Source organism: Cronobacter dublinensis subsp. dublinensis LMG 23823, from assembly GCF_001277235.1.
Taxonomy (GTDB): Bacteria; Pseudomonadota; Gammaproteobacteria; order Enterobacterales; family Enterobacteriaceae; genus Cronobacter; species Cronobacter dublinensis.
In genome coordinates this window covers 2,919,991-2,935,327 of record NZ_CP012266.1, presented here as the reverse complement: position 1 = coordinate 2,935,327, position 15,337 = coordinate 2,919,991, and the positions used below count along the sequence as shown (strand labels likewise).

At 59.8% G+C, this 15,337-nt stretch carries 12 protein-coding genes and 1 riboswitch; of the genes, 7 read left to right on the top strand and 5 right to left on the bottom strand.

Annotated features, from left to right (window positions below; genetic code table 11):
• Window positions 1-5 precede the first annotated feature (5 nt).
• Both AFK67_RS13430 and metG read right to left on the bottom strand, forming a co-directional pair.
• Entirely contained in the window at window positions 6-749 is a 744-nt protein-coding gene (locus tag AFK67_RS13430; RefSeq protein WP_007723394.1) for a MerR family transcriptional regulator, read from the bottom strand.
• A gap of 192 nt (window positions 750-941) precedes the next feature.
• A complete protein-coding gene (gene metG / locus AFK67_RS13425; protein WP_032967301.1) occupies window positions 942-2,975 on the bottom strand; it encodes a methionine--tRNA ligase in 2,034 nt (677 codons plus the stop codon).
• Between the two features lie 261 nt (window positions 2,976-3,236).
• Here metG and apbC point away from each other — a divergent pair, with 261 nt between their 5' ends.
• Window positions 3,237-4,346 (top strand): iron-sulfur cluster carrier protein ApbC, encoded by a 1,110-nt coding sequence (apbC, locus tag AFK67_RS13420; protein ID WP_007723405.1) that lies wholly within the window; start codon window positions 3,237-3,239, stop codon window positions 4,344-4,346.
• A gap of 50 nt (window positions 4,347-4,396) precedes the next feature.
• Here apbC and AFK67_RS13415 read toward each other — a convergent pair whose 3' ends face one another.
• Window positions 4,397-4,822, bottom strand: coding sequence for a GNAT family N-acetyltransferase (locus tag AFK67_RS13415; protein ID WP_007723408.1), 426 nt, complete (start codon window positions 4,820-4,822; stop codon window positions 4,397-4,399).
• Window positions 4,823-4,936: 114 nt separating this feature from the next.
• On the opposite strand from AFK67_RS13415, the gene AFK67_RS13410 reads away from it, so the two are divergent.
• The 3 genes from AFK67_RS13410 to AFK67_RS13400 all read left to right on the top strand — a co-directional run bounded on the left by AFK67_RS13410 (window position 4,937) and on the right by AFK67_RS13400 (window position 9,000).
• Window positions 4,937-6,622, top strand: coding sequence for a sensor histidine kinase (locus AFK67_RS13410; protein ID WP_007723410.1), 1,686 nt, complete (start codon window positions 4,937-4,939; stop codon window positions 6,620-6,622).
• Window positions 6,619-7,344, top strand: coding sequence for a two-component system response regulator BtsR (btsR, locus tag AFK67_RS13405; protein ID WP_007723413.1), 726 nt, complete (start codon window positions 6,619-6,621; stop codon window positions 7,342-7,344). Before AFK67_RS13410 ends, btsR begins: the two co-directional genes overlap by 4 nt.
• Window positions 7,345-7,455: 111 nt before the next feature.
• Window positions 7,456-9,000: a methyl-accepting chemotaxis protein gene (locus AFK67_RS13400; RefSeq protein WP_007723415.1), complete on the top strand. Its 1,545-nt coding sequence runs from the start codon at window positions 7,456-7,458 to the stop codon at window positions 8,998-9,000.
• Between the two features lie 51 nt (window positions 9,001-9,051).
• Here AFK67_RS13400 and AFK67_RS13395 read toward each other — a convergent pair whose 3' ends face one another.
• The gene (locus AFK67_RS13395) at window positions 9,052-10,782 is read right to left on the bottom strand and encodes an ABC-F family ATP-binding cassette domain-containing protein (protein WP_038883232.1); all 1,731 of its coding nucleotides are present in this window, start codon (window positions 10,780-10,782) and stop codon (window positions 9,052-9,054) included.
• Window positions 10,783-11,133: 351 nt separating this feature from the next.
• Window positions 11,134-11,460: an RcnB family protein gene (locus AFK67_RS13390; RefSeq protein ID WP_032967302.1), complete on the bottom strand. Its 327-nt coding sequence runs from the start codon at window positions 11,458-11,460 to the stop codon at window positions 11,134-11,136.
• A gap of 776 nt (window positions 11,461-12,236) precedes the next feature.
• Window positions 12,237-12,333: riboswitch (TPP riboswitch) on the top strand.
• 33 nt (window positions 12,334-12,366) lie between these two features.
• On the opposite strand from AFK67_RS13390, the gene thiM reads away from it, so the two are divergent.
• The 3 genes from thiM (at window position 12,367) to fbaB (ending at window position 15,149) form a co-directional block, all read left to right on the top strand.
• Complete coding sequence (gene thiM, locus AFK67_RS13385; protein ID WP_007723423.1) at window positions 12,367-13,164, top strand: hydroxyethylthiazole kinase; 798 nt, start codon at window positions 12,367-12,369, stop codon at window positions 13,162-13,164.
• Window positions 13,151-13,951: a bifunctional hydroxymethylpyrimidine kinase/phosphomethylpyrimidine kinase gene (gene thiD, locus AFK67_RS13380; RefSeq protein WP_007723425.1), complete on the top strand. Its 801-nt coding sequence runs from the start codon at window positions 13,151-13,153 to the stop codon at window positions 13,949-13,951. The genes thiM and thiD overlap by 14 nt, the downstream gene beginning before the upstream one ends.
• Window positions 13,952-14,096: 145 nt before the next feature.
• Window positions 14,097-15,149, top strand: coding sequence for a class I fructose-bisphosphate aldolase (gene fbaB / locus AFK67_RS13375; RefSeq protein ID WP_032967307.1), 1,053 nt, complete (start codon window positions 14,097-14,099; stop codon window positions 15,147-15,149).
• The last annotated feature ends 188 nt before the right edge of the window (window positions 15,150-15,337 follow it).

Here is a 15,337-nt window from a genome sequence, read left to right as displayed (position 1 = left end):
AACCTTTAAATCGTCTCGGTCTCGTGGAGCGAAAAAATCGCGTGGCCCTGCTGGTGCCAGGCGGCGATCTGCTCAAGCTGACGCGCCGCAGGCGGCTCGCCGCACCACACCAGCAGCGTTTTCCCGGGGAACAGCTCCGGGCGCAGCTGAGCCAGCGGCTGCGCCAGTATGTCGACCCGCCAGCCTTTCTGCACCGCTATCCAGGCTTCCAGCCACAGCGTCGTCGCGTCCGGATGTCCCCAGCTCACCACCAGAGCGTCGTTACCCGGCTTTTTCCATGCCGATTGCAGACAACACGCAACATAGTTGATAAGGATCCCGTCAAGCAGGCTCAGCAGCGCGTGCAGGGTGGCATGCTGTAACTGTATCCGTCGGCGCAGCGGGGTATAGAGATGGCGCACCAGCATCTGGGCCGGATAGTCGCGCCCGAGCTCGCTGACCCAGTGACGTACCTGACCGACGTTGCCGCTGCGCAGTTGCGTGAGCAACAGTTCCTGGCGCTCGCGCCAGCCTTTCGGTTCATCCGCGCTGTCGCAGCTCAGCAGCGTTTTGACTTTACTGACCTGAACCCCTTGCTCTATCCAGTGTTTGATTTCGCGGATGCGATCGATATCCGCCTCGCTGAACAGGCGGTGACCGCCGTCGGTGCGCACGGGTTTAAGCAGCCCGTAACGCCGTTGCCAGGCGCGCAGCGTCACCGGGTTTACTTCACAGAGATCGGCGACTTCGCCAATCGTATATAGCGCCATACTGGTTCTCTTCTGGGATCGTACCCGTTAAATGTAGTAGGTGTTGCACGAACCGGGAAAAAGAGTTTAAGCCAGACCCGGCGAGGGTAAAAGCGGCAGTCAAAACGATGAAGCACGGGGCATGAGATGAAAAAAGGGGAGATGTGCATCTCCCCTTCATTGATGACGCGTGCGGCGCGTCGGCGCGGTGAGTTATTTCACCTGCTGGCCCGGTTTGGCGCCGCTGTCCGGGCTTAACAGGAAGATATCTTTCCCGCCAGGGCCTGCGGCCATCACCATCCCTTCCGAGATGCCAAAGCGCATTTTACGCGGCGCGAGGTTCGCCACCATCACGGTCAGGCGGCCAATCAGCGCCTGCGGATCCGGGTACGCGGAACGGATGCCGGAGAAGACGTTGCGTTTTTCGCCGTCGAGATCCAGCGTCAGGCGCAGCAGCTTGTCGGAGCCCTCAACGAATTCCGCGTTCTCAATCAGCGCCACGCGCAGGTCGATTTTCGCGAAATCGTCAAACGTGATGGTTTCCTGAATCGGGTTATCCGCCAGTTCGCCGGTCGCCGGGGCGGCAGCGGCTTTCACTTCTTCTTTTGACGCTTCCACTAACGCTTCCACCTGTTTCATTTCGATGCGGTTATACAGCGCTTTGAAGCTGTTCACTTTATGGCCGAGCAGCGGGGTGTTGACGCCATCCCAGGTCAGCTCGATGTTCAGGAACGCCTCGGCGCGCACGCACAGCTCCGGCAGCACCGGCTTCAGGTACGTCATCAGCACGCGGAACAGGTTGATGCCCATTGAGCAGATTGCCTGCAGGTCGGCGTCGCGGCCTTCCTGTTTGGCGACGACCCACGGGGCCTGTTCGTCGACATAGCGGTTAGCGAGATCGGCAAGCGCCATGATTTCACGCACCGCTTTACCGAATTCACGCGCTTCCCACGCCTCGCCAATCGTGGCGGCGGCGTCAGTAAAGCTTTTATACAGCGCCGGGTCGGCGAGTTCCGCCGCCAGTTCGCCGTCAAAGCGTTTGGCGATAAAGCCCGCGTTGCGCGAGGCCAGGTTCACCACTTTATTGACGATGTCCGCGTTCACGCGCTGCACGAAATCTTCCAGATTCAGGTCGATGTCATCGATGCGCGAAGAGAGCTTGGCCGCATAGTAGTAGCGCAGGCTGTCGGCGTCGAAATGGTTCAGCCAGGTGCTGGCTTTAATAAAGGTGCCGCGCGATTTGGACATCTTCGCGCCGTTAACCGTCACGTAGCCGTGGACAAACAGGTTGGTCGGCTTACGAAAACCGCTGCCTTCCAGCATGGCCGGCCAGAACAGGCTGTGGAAGTAGACGATGTCTTTACCGATAAAGTGATACAGCTCGGCGTCGGAGTCTTTTTTCCAGTAAGCGTCAAAGCTCTCGGTGTCGCCGCGCTTGTCGCACAGGTTTTTGAACGACCCCATGTAGCCAATCGGCGCGTCCAGCCAGACGTAGAAATATTTACCCGGCGCGTTCGGGATTTCAAAGCCGAAGTAAGGCGCGTCGCGGGAGATGTCCCACTGCTGCAGGCCGGATTCAAACCACTCCTGCATTTTGTTCGCCACCTGCTCCTGGAGCGCGCCGGAGCGGGTCCATGCCTGCAGCATTTCGCTGAACGACGGCAGGTCGAAGAAAAAGTGTTCGGAATCACGCATAACTGGCGTCGCGCCGGACACCACGGATTTCGGCTCGATAAGCTCGGTCGGGCTGTAGGTCGCGCCGCAGACTTCGCAGTTATCGCCGTACTGATCCGGGGATTTACATTTCGGGCAGGTGCCTTTCACGAAACGGTCCGGCAGGAACATGCCTTTCTCAGGATCGTAGAGCTGCGAAATGGTGCGATTTTTAATAAAGCCGTTTTCTTTCAGGCGAGTGTAAATCAGCTCCGACAGCACGCGGTTTTCGTCGCTGTGGGTGGAGTGATAGTTGTCGTAGCTGATGTTAAAGCCCGCGAAATCGGTCTGATGCTCTTTGCTCATCTCGGCAATCATCTGCTCCGGCGTGATGCCAAGCTGCTGGGCTTTGAGCATGATGGGCGTGCCGTGGGCGTCGTCGGCGCAGATGAAGTTAACCTCGTGGCCGCGCATTCGCTGGTAACGGACCCAGACATCAGCCTGGATGTGCTCCAGCATATGGCCGAGGTGGATGGAGCCGTTGGCGTACGGCAGCGCGCACGTTACCAGAATTTTCTTCGCGACTTGAGTCATAGTGAGTATTACGTCTTCTGTGGCAAATGGGGCAGTCATAGTAACCGAATCAACCCGCGTTGAGTACCGCGCGGCGGTGAAAGCGCGCAAAAAAGAAGGCGAAAGAGCGGTATACGGTGAGGTGTTGAGCGGCCATGATAAGACGCTGATAGCGCACATCAGGCCAGGCTCAGCGGGCGTTTAATATCGTCTTACTCCCCGCGACTCTGTTATGATTCTAAGACTGCAATTTTTTAACATCAGAACAACAAAGGAGTCGGGATGAATTCGCAATCCCAGGCCAGGTCCCCCGAGGCGCTGCGCGCGCTGGTCGCCGGGACGTTAACCAATTTCCAGCACCCCACCCTGAAGCACAATCTGACGGCGCTCAAAGCGCTGCATCACGTCGCCTGGCTTGATGACACGATTCATGTTGAGCTGCTGATGCCGTTTGCCTGGCGCAGCGGTTTCGAGGAGCTGAAAGAGCAGGTGAGCGCCGAGCTGCTGCGTCTTACCGGCGCCAGCGCCATCGACTGGAAACTGTCGCACAGCATCGCCACCTTAAAGCGCGTGAAAAATCAGCCGGGCGTCAACGGCGTGAAAAACATCATCGCGATAAGCTCCGGCAAGGGCGGGGTAGGGAAATCCTCTACTGCCGTGAACCTGGCGCTGGCGCTGGCGGCCGAAGGGGCTAAAGTGGGCATTCTCGATGCCGATATCTACGGCCCGTCGGTGCCGACGATGCTCGGTGCGGAAGGCGAGCGCCCGACCTCGCCGGACGGCACGCATATGGCCCCGATTATGTCGCACGGCCTTGCCACCAACTCCATCGGCTATCTGGTGACGGACGATAACGCGATGGTGTGGCGCGGCCCGATGGCGAGCAAAGCGCTGTTGCAGCTGTTGCAGGAAACGATGTGGCCGGATCTCGATTATCTGGTGCTGGATATGCCGCCGGGCACCGGCGACATTCAGCTGACGCTCGCGCAGAACATTCCGGTGACGGGCGCCGTGGTGGTGACCACGCCGCAGGACATTGCGCTTCTCGACGCCAAAAAAGGCATCGTGATGTTTGAGAAAGTGGAAGTGCCGGTGCTCGGCATCGTCGAGAACATGAGCATGCACATTTGCAGTCACTGCGGCCACCACGAGCCGATTTTCGGCACCGGCGGCGCGCAGAAACTGGCGGAAACCTACCGCACCCAGCTGCTGGGCCAGATGCCGCTGCATATCTCCCTGCGCGAAGATCTCGACCGCGGCCAGCCGACGGTCATCTCACGCCCGGAGAGCGAATTCACCACCCTTTACCGCCAGCTGGCGGGCCGTGTGGCGGCGCAGCTCTACTGGCAGGGCGAAGTGATCCCTGGCGACATCGCGTTCCGCGCGGTGTAAGGGCGCAACGCGCTGATGAACGCCTCCTCCGGGAGGCGTTTTTTTATGGATCAGGACTGGCGAAAATGCAGCAGATCGTAAGTGCCCTCCGGCGCTTCGCCGCTCGCCTCCCGCACCCAGCCGTGATGCGCATAAAAACGCAGCGCGCGCGTGTTTTTCACCAGGCATTTGAGCGCGCCGGTGCTGGTAAAGCGCGCCTGCACCGCCTTTAGCAGCGCCGCGCCGACGCCTTTCCCCTGCGCCTCGGGAGCCACAAAGAGGTGATGCAGGAAGTTGTCATCCTCCGCGAGCGACGCGAACCCGAGCCGGTGCCCGTCCTCTTCCGCCACCAGAATGGTTTCGCCGAGCGTATCGGCGTCGAAATCCTCCAGCCGCCATTCGCGGCCGTCGAGCCACGGCCAGCCCTCGCGCCGGGCGTGTAAATAAATCGTGCGCAGGAACGGGCGATCGCTTTCCTGCCAGGGTCTGATGTTCACGTACTGTCTCCTTAATAAACGACGCTCACTGCCGGTTTTTTGGTTTTCTTCATAGAAAGTTATGGCACAGCAGCGTATTTTACGCGCTCTTAATCGTAAGACCGGAGCGTGGGCGTGTACGAATTTAATCTGGTGTTATTGCTGCTCCAGCAGATGTGCGTGTTCCTCGTTATCGCCTGGCTGATGAGCAAAACGCGGCTGTTTATCCCGCTGATGCAGGTAACGGTTCGCCTGCCGCATAAGTTTCTGTGCTACGTGGTCTTTTCCATTTTCTGCATTATGGGCACCTGGTTTGGGCTGCACATTCAGGATTCCATCGCCAATACCCGCGCTATCGGCGCCGTGATGGGCGGGTTGCTTGGCGGCCCGCTGGTGGGCGGGCTCGTGGGGCTGACCGGCGGGCTGCACCGTTATTCGCTCGGCGGGATGACCGCCTTAAGCTGCATGGTGTCAACGATTGTCGAAGGGCTGCTCGGCGGTATCGTTCATAGCTGGCTGATTCGCCGCGGGCGCACCGATAAAATCTTTAACCCGTTTACCGCAGGGGCTATCACGCTGGTGGCGGAGATTGTCCAGATGGGCATCATTTTGCTTATCGCGCGCCCGTTCAGCGACGCGCTGCATCTGGTGCAAAACATCGCCGCGCCGATGGTGGTCACGAATACCGTCGGGGCCGCGATGTTTATGCGTATTCTGCTCGATAAGCGCGCCATGTTTGAGAAATACACCACCGCGTTTTCCGCCAGAGCGTTGAAGGTCGCCTCCGCGACGGAAGGGATTTTGCGCCAGGGTTTTAACGTCGAGAACAGCATGAAGGTGGCGCAGGTGATCCGCCAGGAGCTGGAGATAGGCGCGGTCGCCATTACCGACCGCGAGCAACTGCTGGCGTTTACCGGCATCGGTATGGATCACCATCTGCCGGGCAGCCCGATCTCGTCGTCCTGGACGCTGCGGGCGATTGCGTCCGGCGAAGTGGTCTACGCCGACGGCAACGAGGTGCCGTACCGCTGCACGCTCCACCCGAACTGCAAACTCGGCTCGACGCTGGTGATCCCGCTGCGCGGCGAAAACCGCGAAGTGGTCGGCACCATCAAGCTGTATGAGCCGAAAAACCGGCTGTTCAGCTCCATCAACCGCACGCTGGGGGAGGGGATCGCACAGCTACTATCGGCCCAGATCCTGGCGGGCCAGTATGAACGCCAGAAACAGCTGCTCACCCAGTCGGAAATCAAGCTGCTGCACGCCCAGGTCAATCCGCATTTTCTGTTTAACGCCCTGAATACCCTGATGGCGGTGATCCGCCGCGACAGCGATCAGGCGTGCCAGCTGGTGCAGTATCTCTCGACGTTCTTTCGCAAAAACCTCAAGCGCCCGACGGATGTGGTGTCGCTGGCCGATGAAATCGACCACGTTAATGCCTACCTGAAAATCGAGCAGGCGCGGTTCCAGTCGCATTTGCGGGTCAGCCTCAGCCTGCCTGACGAACTGCGACACATCCGGCTGCCCGCCTTCACCTTGCAGCCGATTGTGGAAAACGCCATCAAACACGGCACATCGCAGCTGCTCGGCACAGGCGAAATTACCCTGCGCGCGAGCCGTGACGCCGACCATCTGGTGCTGGAAATTGAAGATAACGCCGGGCTCTATCAACCCAACGCCGACAGCAACGGCCTGGGCATGAGTCTGGTGGATAAACGACTGCGCGCGCGCTTTGGCGACGGGTGCGGCATCTCGGTCGCCTGTGAGCAGGACCGCTTTACGCGAATTACCTTACGTTTACCGCTGGAGGGAACGACATGATTAGCGTGCTGATTGTCGACGATGAGCCGCTGGCGCGGGAAAACCTGCGTCTGCTGCTGAAAGAAGAGACGGATATTGAGGTGGTGGGCGAGTGCGGCAACGCCGTCGAAGCCATCGGGGCGGTACATCGTCTGCGGCCCGACGTGGTGTTTCTCGATATCCAGATGCCGCGCATCTCCGGCCTTGAGATGGTCGGCATGCTCGACCCCGACAGCCGCCCGTGGATTGTTTTCCTCACCGCGTTTGATGAATACGCCGTCCAGGCGTTTGAAGAGCACGCCTTTGATTATCTGCTCAAGCCCATCGAGACCGCGCGCCTGCAAAAGACGCTGGCACGGATGCGCAACGAGCGGCGCGAGCAGGATATGTCGCCGCTGACCGCCCGTCAGGAGCCGCTGAAGTTTATCCCCTGCACCGGCCACAGCCGGATTTATCTGCTGCAAATGGACGATGTGGCGTTTGTCGCGAGCCGCATGAGCGGCGTGTATGTCACCAGCGGTCAGGGGCAGGAAGGGTTTACCGAGCTGACGCTGCGCACGCTGGAGAGCCGCACGCCGCTCATGCGCTGCCACCGGCAATATCTGGTCAACATGGCGCATCTCAAAGAGATCCGGCTTGAAGAGAATGGCCAGGCGGAGCTGCTGCTGCGCCACGGGCAGACGGTGCCGGTCAGCCGTCGCTACCTCAAAACGCTTAAAGAAGCGCTCGGACTGCGCGGATAATCGCCGGATTGTAGCGGTGGTAAAATAAATATCGCCGCTCTGTACATCTTTTGCCTCCTTTGCCGATAACGGGAAGATATATCCGTATCAGGCAAAAATGAGGACTTCTTGATGGGCCTGCTTAAAGATTTTTCCATCCGCGCAGTCATGCTGACGGTGCTCGGCGTACTCTGTGTGTTATGGGCGGCCGTGGGCGTCTACAGCGTCTATTCGCTGTCGGCGATGTCCGACGGCAACCGCGTGGATCGCCAGCTGGTGTCGCAAATGACCGTGCTCAGCAAAGGCAACGATCAATATTTCCGCTTCGTCACCCGCCTGACCCGCGCGATGGAGAACGGCGCGCCGGACGCCAAATCGCTCGAATCCGTCCAGCAGGCGCTCGACAGCATGTCGCGCCAGCTCGATCAGTTTAAAAAACTCTCGCCGGGCCCGCTCGACCCTGCCGTTTCGCAAAAAGTCATCGCCGACTGGCAAAAATTGCTGGATGAAGGCGTGATCCCGCAGCTGAAACTGGCGCGCGAAGGCACGCCGGAAGCGTACCGCGCCCATGCGGGTAACGTGACGCCGGTCTTCAGCCGCGCGTTTGGCGCAAGCGCTGAGAAATTCAACGTCGCCGCGGGCAGCAAGCTCGACGCCACGCGTGAGCGCGTCGACAGCATGACCGCCACCACCAAAACGGTGATCATCATCGCGGTGATCATCGGGCTGCTGCTTTTGCTGCTGACCGACCGCTATCTGGTGGCGATGCTGGTGAAACCGCTTGAGAAAATCCGTAACCACTTCACCCTGATTGCCGGTGGCGATCTCAGCCAGCCGGTGGAGCCGTTTGGCCGCAACTGCGTCGGTAAACTGGTGCCGCTGCTGACCGCGATGCAGGATCAGCTGCGCGAAGCGGTGAGCGCCATCCGGCACGGCAGTGAGAATATTTGGCGCGGCGCGTCGGAAATCTCTGCGGGCAATAACGATCTCTCCTCGCGCACCGAGGAACAGGCCGCCGCGCTGGAACAGACCGCCGCCAGCATGGAAGAGCTGACCTCTACCGTGCGTCTGAACGCGGAAAACGCCCGTCAGGCGAGCGAACTCGCGCATGCCGCCTCGGAAAACGCCGGCAAAGGCGGGCAGCTGGCGCAGGACGTTATCCAGACGATGCAGGGCATCTCCGGCAGTTCGAAGAAAATCGCTGACATTACCAGCGTGATTAACAGCATTGCGTTCCAGACCAACATCCTGGCGCTCAACGCCGCCGTTGAAGCGGCGCGCGCGGGCGAACAGGGACGCGGTTTCGCGGTCGTGGCGGGTGAAGTGCGTAACCTCGCCAGCCGCAGCGCCGAAGCGGCCCGCGAAATCGAAACGCTGATTACCGAATCCGTCGAGCGTATCGACAAAGGCTCGGAGCTGGTCAACGCGGCGGGCGATTCCATGTCGGAAATCTATCGCGGCGTCTCGAACGTCAGCACGATCATCAAACAGATTGCCTCGGCCTCGGAAGAGCAGAGCAAGGGGATCTCGCAGGTAGGGCTTGCCATCACGCAGATGGACACCGTCACCCAGCAGAACGCCTCGCTGGTGGAGCAGGTCTCCGCCGCCGCCGCCGCGCTGGAGCGTCAGACCGAAGAGCTGCAAAGCACCGTGCAAAAGTTCCGCCTCTCGGCCTGATCGTCTGCGTATACGCTATAAAAAAGCCGCCTGTCAGGGCGGCTTTTTGGTTTATTCCAGCCCCAGCGCGGCGCTGATATGCGCTATCTCCTCCCGCCACTGCGCCTGTAAGGCCGGTTTCTGATGGCGCGGCTTGCGTTCGAGATCGGCGTTAAGCCGGGTCTCAAGCGCCACCAGCCGTTCCAGCAGATGGGTTTCATGCTCAGGCGCGGTCGCTTGCGGGGCCGGGCTCTCACTGGCAGAGGCTGCTGATGTGGCCGCCGCAGGCGCTTCGCGCAGTCGCGCCAGCAGCGCTTCCAGGTTATGCCATTCGCTGAGAACGCCATCCTCCACGAGCCAGAAGCGATTGCAGCTCGTCTCCATCAGCGTTCTGTCGTGCGTCACCAGCAACAGCCCGCCCTCGAACGCTTGCAGCGTCTGCGCCAGCGCCTCTTTGCCTTCCATATCCAGATGGTTGGTCGGCTCGTCGAGCATCAGCAGCGAATAGCGCGCGAGCGACAGGCCGACAAACAGCAGGCGCGAACGCTCGCCGCCGCTGAGCGTATCGACCCGCTGCCCGTGCCGCGCCCACGGAAAACCGGCGCTGATAAGCGCCAGCTTGCGCGTTTGCAGTTCAGGGGCGAACGGCTCCAGCGCCTCCAGCAGCGTGGCATCGTCAGGCAACTGATGCAGCGACTGGTCGTAATACCCGAGCGACACGCGCGGATGAAACGTGACGCCAGGCGTGGTCGCCTGCGCCTCCCACTGCCGCCACAGCAGGCGCAGCAGCGACGATTTACCGCAGCCGTTATGGCCGAGCAGCGCTACGCGATCGCCGCTTTTAAGCCGCGACAGCGGCAGGGTGAAGAGTGTCGGCGCGCCAGGCGCGGCGCTGACCGCCAGGTTTTCCATCTCCAGCAGACGGTCCGCCGCCAGCGCGTCGCCAGCAAGCGTCAGCTGCCAGCGGCTGCCCTGCGCCAGTTCGGTTTGCTCCTCCTTAAGGCGCGCGACCTGTTTTTCCATCTGTTTGGCCTTGCGGGCGAGATCTTCGTTGTCGTACACCTGGCCCCAGGTGGCGAGCCGTTTCGCGCTTGCCGTGACGCGATCTATCTCTTTTTGCTCGGCTTTACGGCGCAGCGCGTCGCTGTCGTCACGCGCCGAGAGCGCCGCCCGTGCGGCCGTGCAGGGCAGATCGAACGCCTGCAGCTTGCCGTCGCGCAACACCCAGGTGCGGTTGGTGACGCTGTCCAGCAGCGCACTGTCGTGGGAGACCAGAATAAAGCTGCCGTTCCAGCGCGCCAGAAACTGCTCCAGCCACAGCAGGGTAGGCAGATCGAGATGGTTACCTGGCTCGTCGAGCAACAGCAGATCGGGCGAGACAATCAGCGCGCGCGCCAGCAGCAGCCGGGTATGCTGGCCGCCGCTCAGCGACCCGGCGGTCAGCGTCCAGGCCGATTCGGCAAAGCCCATGCTGGCCAGCAGCGCCTGCGCCCGCCAGGCGTGACTTTCCCGCTCGGCTTCAGGCAGCCGCGCCAGCAGGGCCTCCAGCAGGGTCTGATGATGCAGCGCGTCGGGCAGGTGCTGCTCCACCCGTGCCAGCAGGCAGCGCGCCGCGCGCGTCACCACGCCCTCAGCAGGCGAAATCGTGCCATCAAGCGCCTTCAACAGCGTGCTTTTTCCACAGCCGTTATGGCCGATAAGCCCGACGCGGTCGCCTTTTTTCAGGGTGAAAGAGAGGGTGTCCAGCACCGGGCCGAACGGAGAATCAATACGCAAAGATTGCGCAGTCAGTAATGTGCTCATCGCTTACTCAGAATTTTCAGGCGCACAAACGCCTCGTCAAACATCGCTGACGATAATCCGGTAAGCCCTGGGAAGGGATTAGATGATGGGATCTTCGCTCAGGGTCCAGTTATCGCAGCACGATACCGGTAATGCCTGAGCTCTGGCGATCGCCAAAATGATGTGAATAGTCAAACAATTCACAGCACAGCATAAGAGTCCTCCTTATATATTCATCAGGTTAATGGATGAAGCGAGTGTAGCGAGCAGCGTGCTTTTTCGCCACTCCCAGCATTAAGGGGTGTGCGGTGCGTCGGCATTCGTGAGAAGAAGGAAGCGCCTGAAACCCTGGAAGCGTTTCAGGCGCGGATATTAGCGGTGATAGAAGATGTCGCCGTTCATGGCGCGCACGACTTTGCCTTCGGCGTCGGTGATAAGCACGTAGTAGCCGCCCATGTAGGTCCAGTGGGTGCCCGCTTCCGGGGCAGGCAGGTTACGGATTTGCCACTGTTTGATGTTGTACTCTTCGGTCCGGTAGAGGTCCGGCACGACATCGCCAACGGTAAATTTGCGCGAGTCGGAGATAAACTCTTTTACCTCATAGCCGTCGATGGTTTTGGGTTTTACACCGTCTGCGGCGAATGCAGAGGCCACCGACATCAACAGCACTCCCGCTACGATCATTCTGGTTTTCAACATACCTTCTCCACATGTCAGGGCGCTGTGCCCCATTGATTTCCGTTACCGTCAGGCCGCTATCTTCCAGCGCCATCGCCAGTCGGGCAAGGCTAATTATGTATAAAAAAATGAAGCGGATAGCAATCGGCGCAGGGCGGATTTGATGGTGGCGCAGGTTGCAGTTTCTAATGGGCAGCGTTCTCTCCTGCAATCCTCAAGCTGCGCTCGAGTGAGTTTACAGGACATAACTTAAGCACAGAGGTCAAAACTCCCTGGAAAGCGTTAAATATCCGTTAAACCTGACAGAGTACTCATCACAATTTATCAGACCAGGGCCGATAAAAAGCTTTCTCTTTGACTTTGTTGGTGAAAATTTATTTTGCTGTAGTGGTTTACTATGCCCCTTATTATTGGACGAAAAATAATCTAATGGAAAATTCAGGCTTGCTGGTGTCTCGAATAAGCGTACGGCTGGAGGTATATCGATGTATAAATTATTTTGTGGTGCTCCAGATAATGCGTTGTCCAGTGTTACGCAAGTATTATGCTAAAACACGATCAAGGTAATAATAGCGAATGCGCGACGTAACCATTTTATCCTGCCAAACTACTGCGACACGAGTTATAAATTTTAAATGTAATTAACTAGATGAATGATGTTATTAATTTCATTTGTTAAGTGGCAGCTTATTGAATGTTAATTTCATTTTTTATTTAACACGCAGAAAGAACGACAGCCTCACTCCCCCTTGCCTCCCTCATCCGTTTGTCCTACTCTGGCAGCGGTAAATGTATTTACTGATGACTCGGGGTGCCCTTCCTTGCGAAGGCTGAGAAATACCCGTATTACCTGATCTGGATAATGCCAGCGTAGGGAAGTCAGATGCCTGTCCGGTATCCCGTCTTCGCGCCTGGCAGGAGAGAACCATGTCTTCTGACCTGCTTTGCGGCACCCATGCCGCGCCTGTTGTCACTCAACTTCGTCGTCACGCCCCGCTGGTGCACTGCATCACCAACGATGTGGTGCAAAATTTCACGGCCAATGTGCTGCTCGCGCTGGGCGCTTCGCCCGCGATGGTGGTCGATGCCGACGAAGCCGCGCAGTTCGCGACCATTGCCGATGCCCTGTTGATTAATTTAGGCACGCTCACGCGCCCGCAGCAGTTGGCGATGCGCGCGGCTATCGACAGCGCCCGTGCGGCGGGCAAGCCCTGGACGCTCGACCCGGTCGCGGTCGGCGCGCTGACGCTGCGTACCGGCTTTGCCCATGAGATTCTGGCGCTCCGGCCTGCGGCTATCCGCGCCAATGCATCTGAAATTCTCGCGCTGGCAGGCGAAAGCGGCGGCGGACGCGGCGTTGACGCCATCGCGAGCGCGCATCACGCCCGCGAGGCCGCGGCTTTGCTGGCGCGTCGCAGCGGCGCCGTCGTCGCGGTAACCGGCGAGGTCGATTACATCACCGATGGCGAACGCACGCTGGCGGTCGACGGCGGCACCGCAATGCTTACGCGCGTGGTCGGCACCGGGTGCGCGCTCTCGGCAGTAGTGGCCGCTTGCTGCGCGCTGCCAGGCGATCGTCTGGAGAATGTCGCGACGGCCTGCTGGCTGATGAAGCGCGCGGGCGAACAGGCGCTCGCCGTCTCGTCAGGGCCGGGCAGTTTCGCCCCTGCGTTACTCGACTGCCTGCATGCGCAGGCGTTCGGAGGCCAACATGCAGCGCATTAACGCCCTCACCATCGCCGGCACCGACCCGAGCGGCGGCGCGGGTATCCAGGCGGATCTGAAAACCTTTTCGGCGCTTGGCGCTTATGGCACGTCGGTTATCACCGCGCTGGTGGCGCAGAATACGCGCGGCGTTCAGTCGGTGTATCGCGTCGAGCCGTCGTTTGTCGCCGCCCAGCTCGATTCGGTATTAAGCGACGTGCGCATCGACACCACCAAAATCGGCATGCTGGCCGAAACCGATGTGGTCGAGGCGGTGGCGGAGCGGCTCTCACACTACCGGGTGCGCAATATCGTGCTGGATACCGTGATGCTCGCGAAAAGCGGCGATCCGTTACTGAGCCCGTCGGCGGTGCGCACGCTGCGCGAGCGGTTGCTGCCGCAGGTGGCGATTATCACGCCGAACCTCCCGGAGGCGGCGGCGCTGCTGGAAACGTCTCACGCCCGCAGCGAGGCGGAGATGCGCCAGCAGGGCGAGGCGTTGCTGGCGCTCGGCTGCGGCGCGGTGCTGATGAAGGGCGGCCATCTCATTGATGACGAAAGCCCGGACTGGCTCTTTACTCGCGATGGCGCCACACGTTTTACCGCGCCGCGCGTGATAACGAAAAACACGCACGGCACCGGCTGCACGCTCTCCAGCGCGCTGGCCGCGCTCTGGCCGCGCCACGGTGACTGGGTGCAAACCGTGACGGCGGCGAAGGCGTGGCTGACAAAAGCGCTGCAACAGGCGGATAGTCTGGAGGTGGGGGAGGGGATCGGGCCTGTCCATCATTTTCATGCATGGTGGTGAACCGTGCCAGCAGAATTAGCTGAAAATGCGGTCGGGTCTGGTAATCTGTGCTATTTGGTACCAGGATTAGACAGCCCGTTCAGCGGGTAGGTAAGGATCTTTTCGTCCGGCGGGCGTCGTCCGCCGACAATGATGGGAGCGTATGATGACTGATATTGCGCAGTTGCTCGGCAACGATGCCGATAGCCTGTTACAGCACCGCTGTACGACCATTTCCTCCGACCAGCTCTATCTGCCAGGGCCGGATTATGTCGATCGCGTGATGATCGACAACAACCGTCCGCCCGCGGTGCTGCGAAATATGCAGACCCTTTACAACACCGGACGCCTCGCGGGCACCGGATATCTCTCCATTCTGCCGGTGGACCAGGGCGTCGAGCATTCAGCGGGCGCGTCGTTTGCCGCGAACCCTATGTATTTCGACCCCAAAAATATTGTCGAGCTGGCAATTGAAGCGGGCTGCAACTGCGTGGCCTCCACCTACGGCGTGCTGGCGTCGGTGTCGCGCCGCTACGCGCACCGCATTCCTTTCCTGGTGAAGATTAACCATAACGAAACCCTGAGCTACCCGACGCAATACGACCAGACGCTGTATGCGAGCGTCGAGCAGGCGTTCAATATGGGCGCGGTGGCGGTCGGGGCGACGATTTATTTCGGCTCCGAAGAGTCGCGCCGCCAGATTGAAGAGATTTCTGCCGCGTTTGAGCGCGCGCATGAGCTTGGCATGGTGACGGTGCTGTGGGCGTATCTGCGTAACAGCGGCTTTAAGAAAGATGGCGTTGATTACCACGCAAGCGCCGACCTGACCGGGCAGGCCAACCATCTCGCGGCGACCATCGGCGCGGATATCGTGAAGCAGAAGATGGCGGAGAACAACGGCGGCTACAGCGCGCTGAAATTCGGCTATACCGACGATCGCGTCTACAGCAAGCTGACCACCGATAACCCTATCGATCTGGTGCGCTACCAGCTGGCGAACTGCTATATGGGCCGCGCGGGGCTAATCAACTCGGGCGGCGCGTCCGGCGGCGAGGCGGATCTCACCGACGCGGTACGCACAGCGGTTATCAACAAACGCGCGGGCGGCATGGGGCTTATCCTGGGTCGTAAGGCGTTTAAGAAAACGATGGCCGACGGCGTGAAGCTGATTAACGCGGTGCAGGACGTCTACCTGGATAAGCGTGTAACCATCGCCTGACGGCGGTGACGTTATGCGAAAACGCGCCTGCGGGCGCGTTTTTTGTTGGCGCAAAGGGTAGGGCCGGAAATGGCGGGTGTGCGTTACTTACCCACCCTGCAAACAAAAGAGACATTGAATGCCTTAATGGTGGGTGCGCGTTGCTTACCCACCCTACAACATTAAATATTTCTGTAGGGCGGGTAAGC

Coding starts and splice junctions, on each gene's coding strand:
- AFK67_RS13430 (WP_007723394.1), bottom strand. CDS start 749: ATGGCGCTATATACGATTGGCGAAGTCGCCGATCTCTGTGAAGTAAAC.
- metG (WP_032967301.1), bottom strand. CDS start 2,975: ATGACTCAAGTCGCGAAGAAAATTCTGGTAACGTGCGCGCTGCCGTAC.
- apbC (WP_007723405.1), top strand. CDS start 3,237: ATGAATTCGCAATCCCAGGCCAGGTCCCCCGAGGCGCTGCGCGCGCTG.
- btsR (WP_007723413.1), top strand. CDS start 6,619: ATGATTAGCGTGCTGATTGTCGACGATGAGCCGCTGGCGCGGGAAAAC.
- AFK67_RS13400 (WP_007723415.1), top strand. CDS start 7,456: ATGGGCCTGCTTAAAGATTTTTCCATCCGCGCAGTCATGCTGACGGTG.
- AFK67_RS13395 (WP_038883232.1), bottom strand. CDS start 10,782: ATGAGCACATTACTGACTGCGCAATCTTTGCGTATTGATTCTCCGTTC.
- AFK67_RS13390 (WP_032967302.1), bottom strand. CDS start 11,460: ATGTTGAAAACCAGAATGATCGTAGCGGGAGTGCTGTTGATGTCGGTG.
- thiM (WP_007723423.1), top strand. CDS start 12,367: ATGTCTTCTGACCTGCTTTGCGGCACCCATGCCGCGCCTGTTGTCACT.
- thiD (WP_007723425.1), top strand. CDS start 13,151: ATGCAGCGCATTAACGCCCTCACCATCGCCGGCACCGACCCGAGCGGC.
- fbaB (WP_032967307.1), top strand. CDS start 14,097: ATGACTGATATTGCGCAGTTGCTCGGCAACGATGCCGATAGCCTGTTA.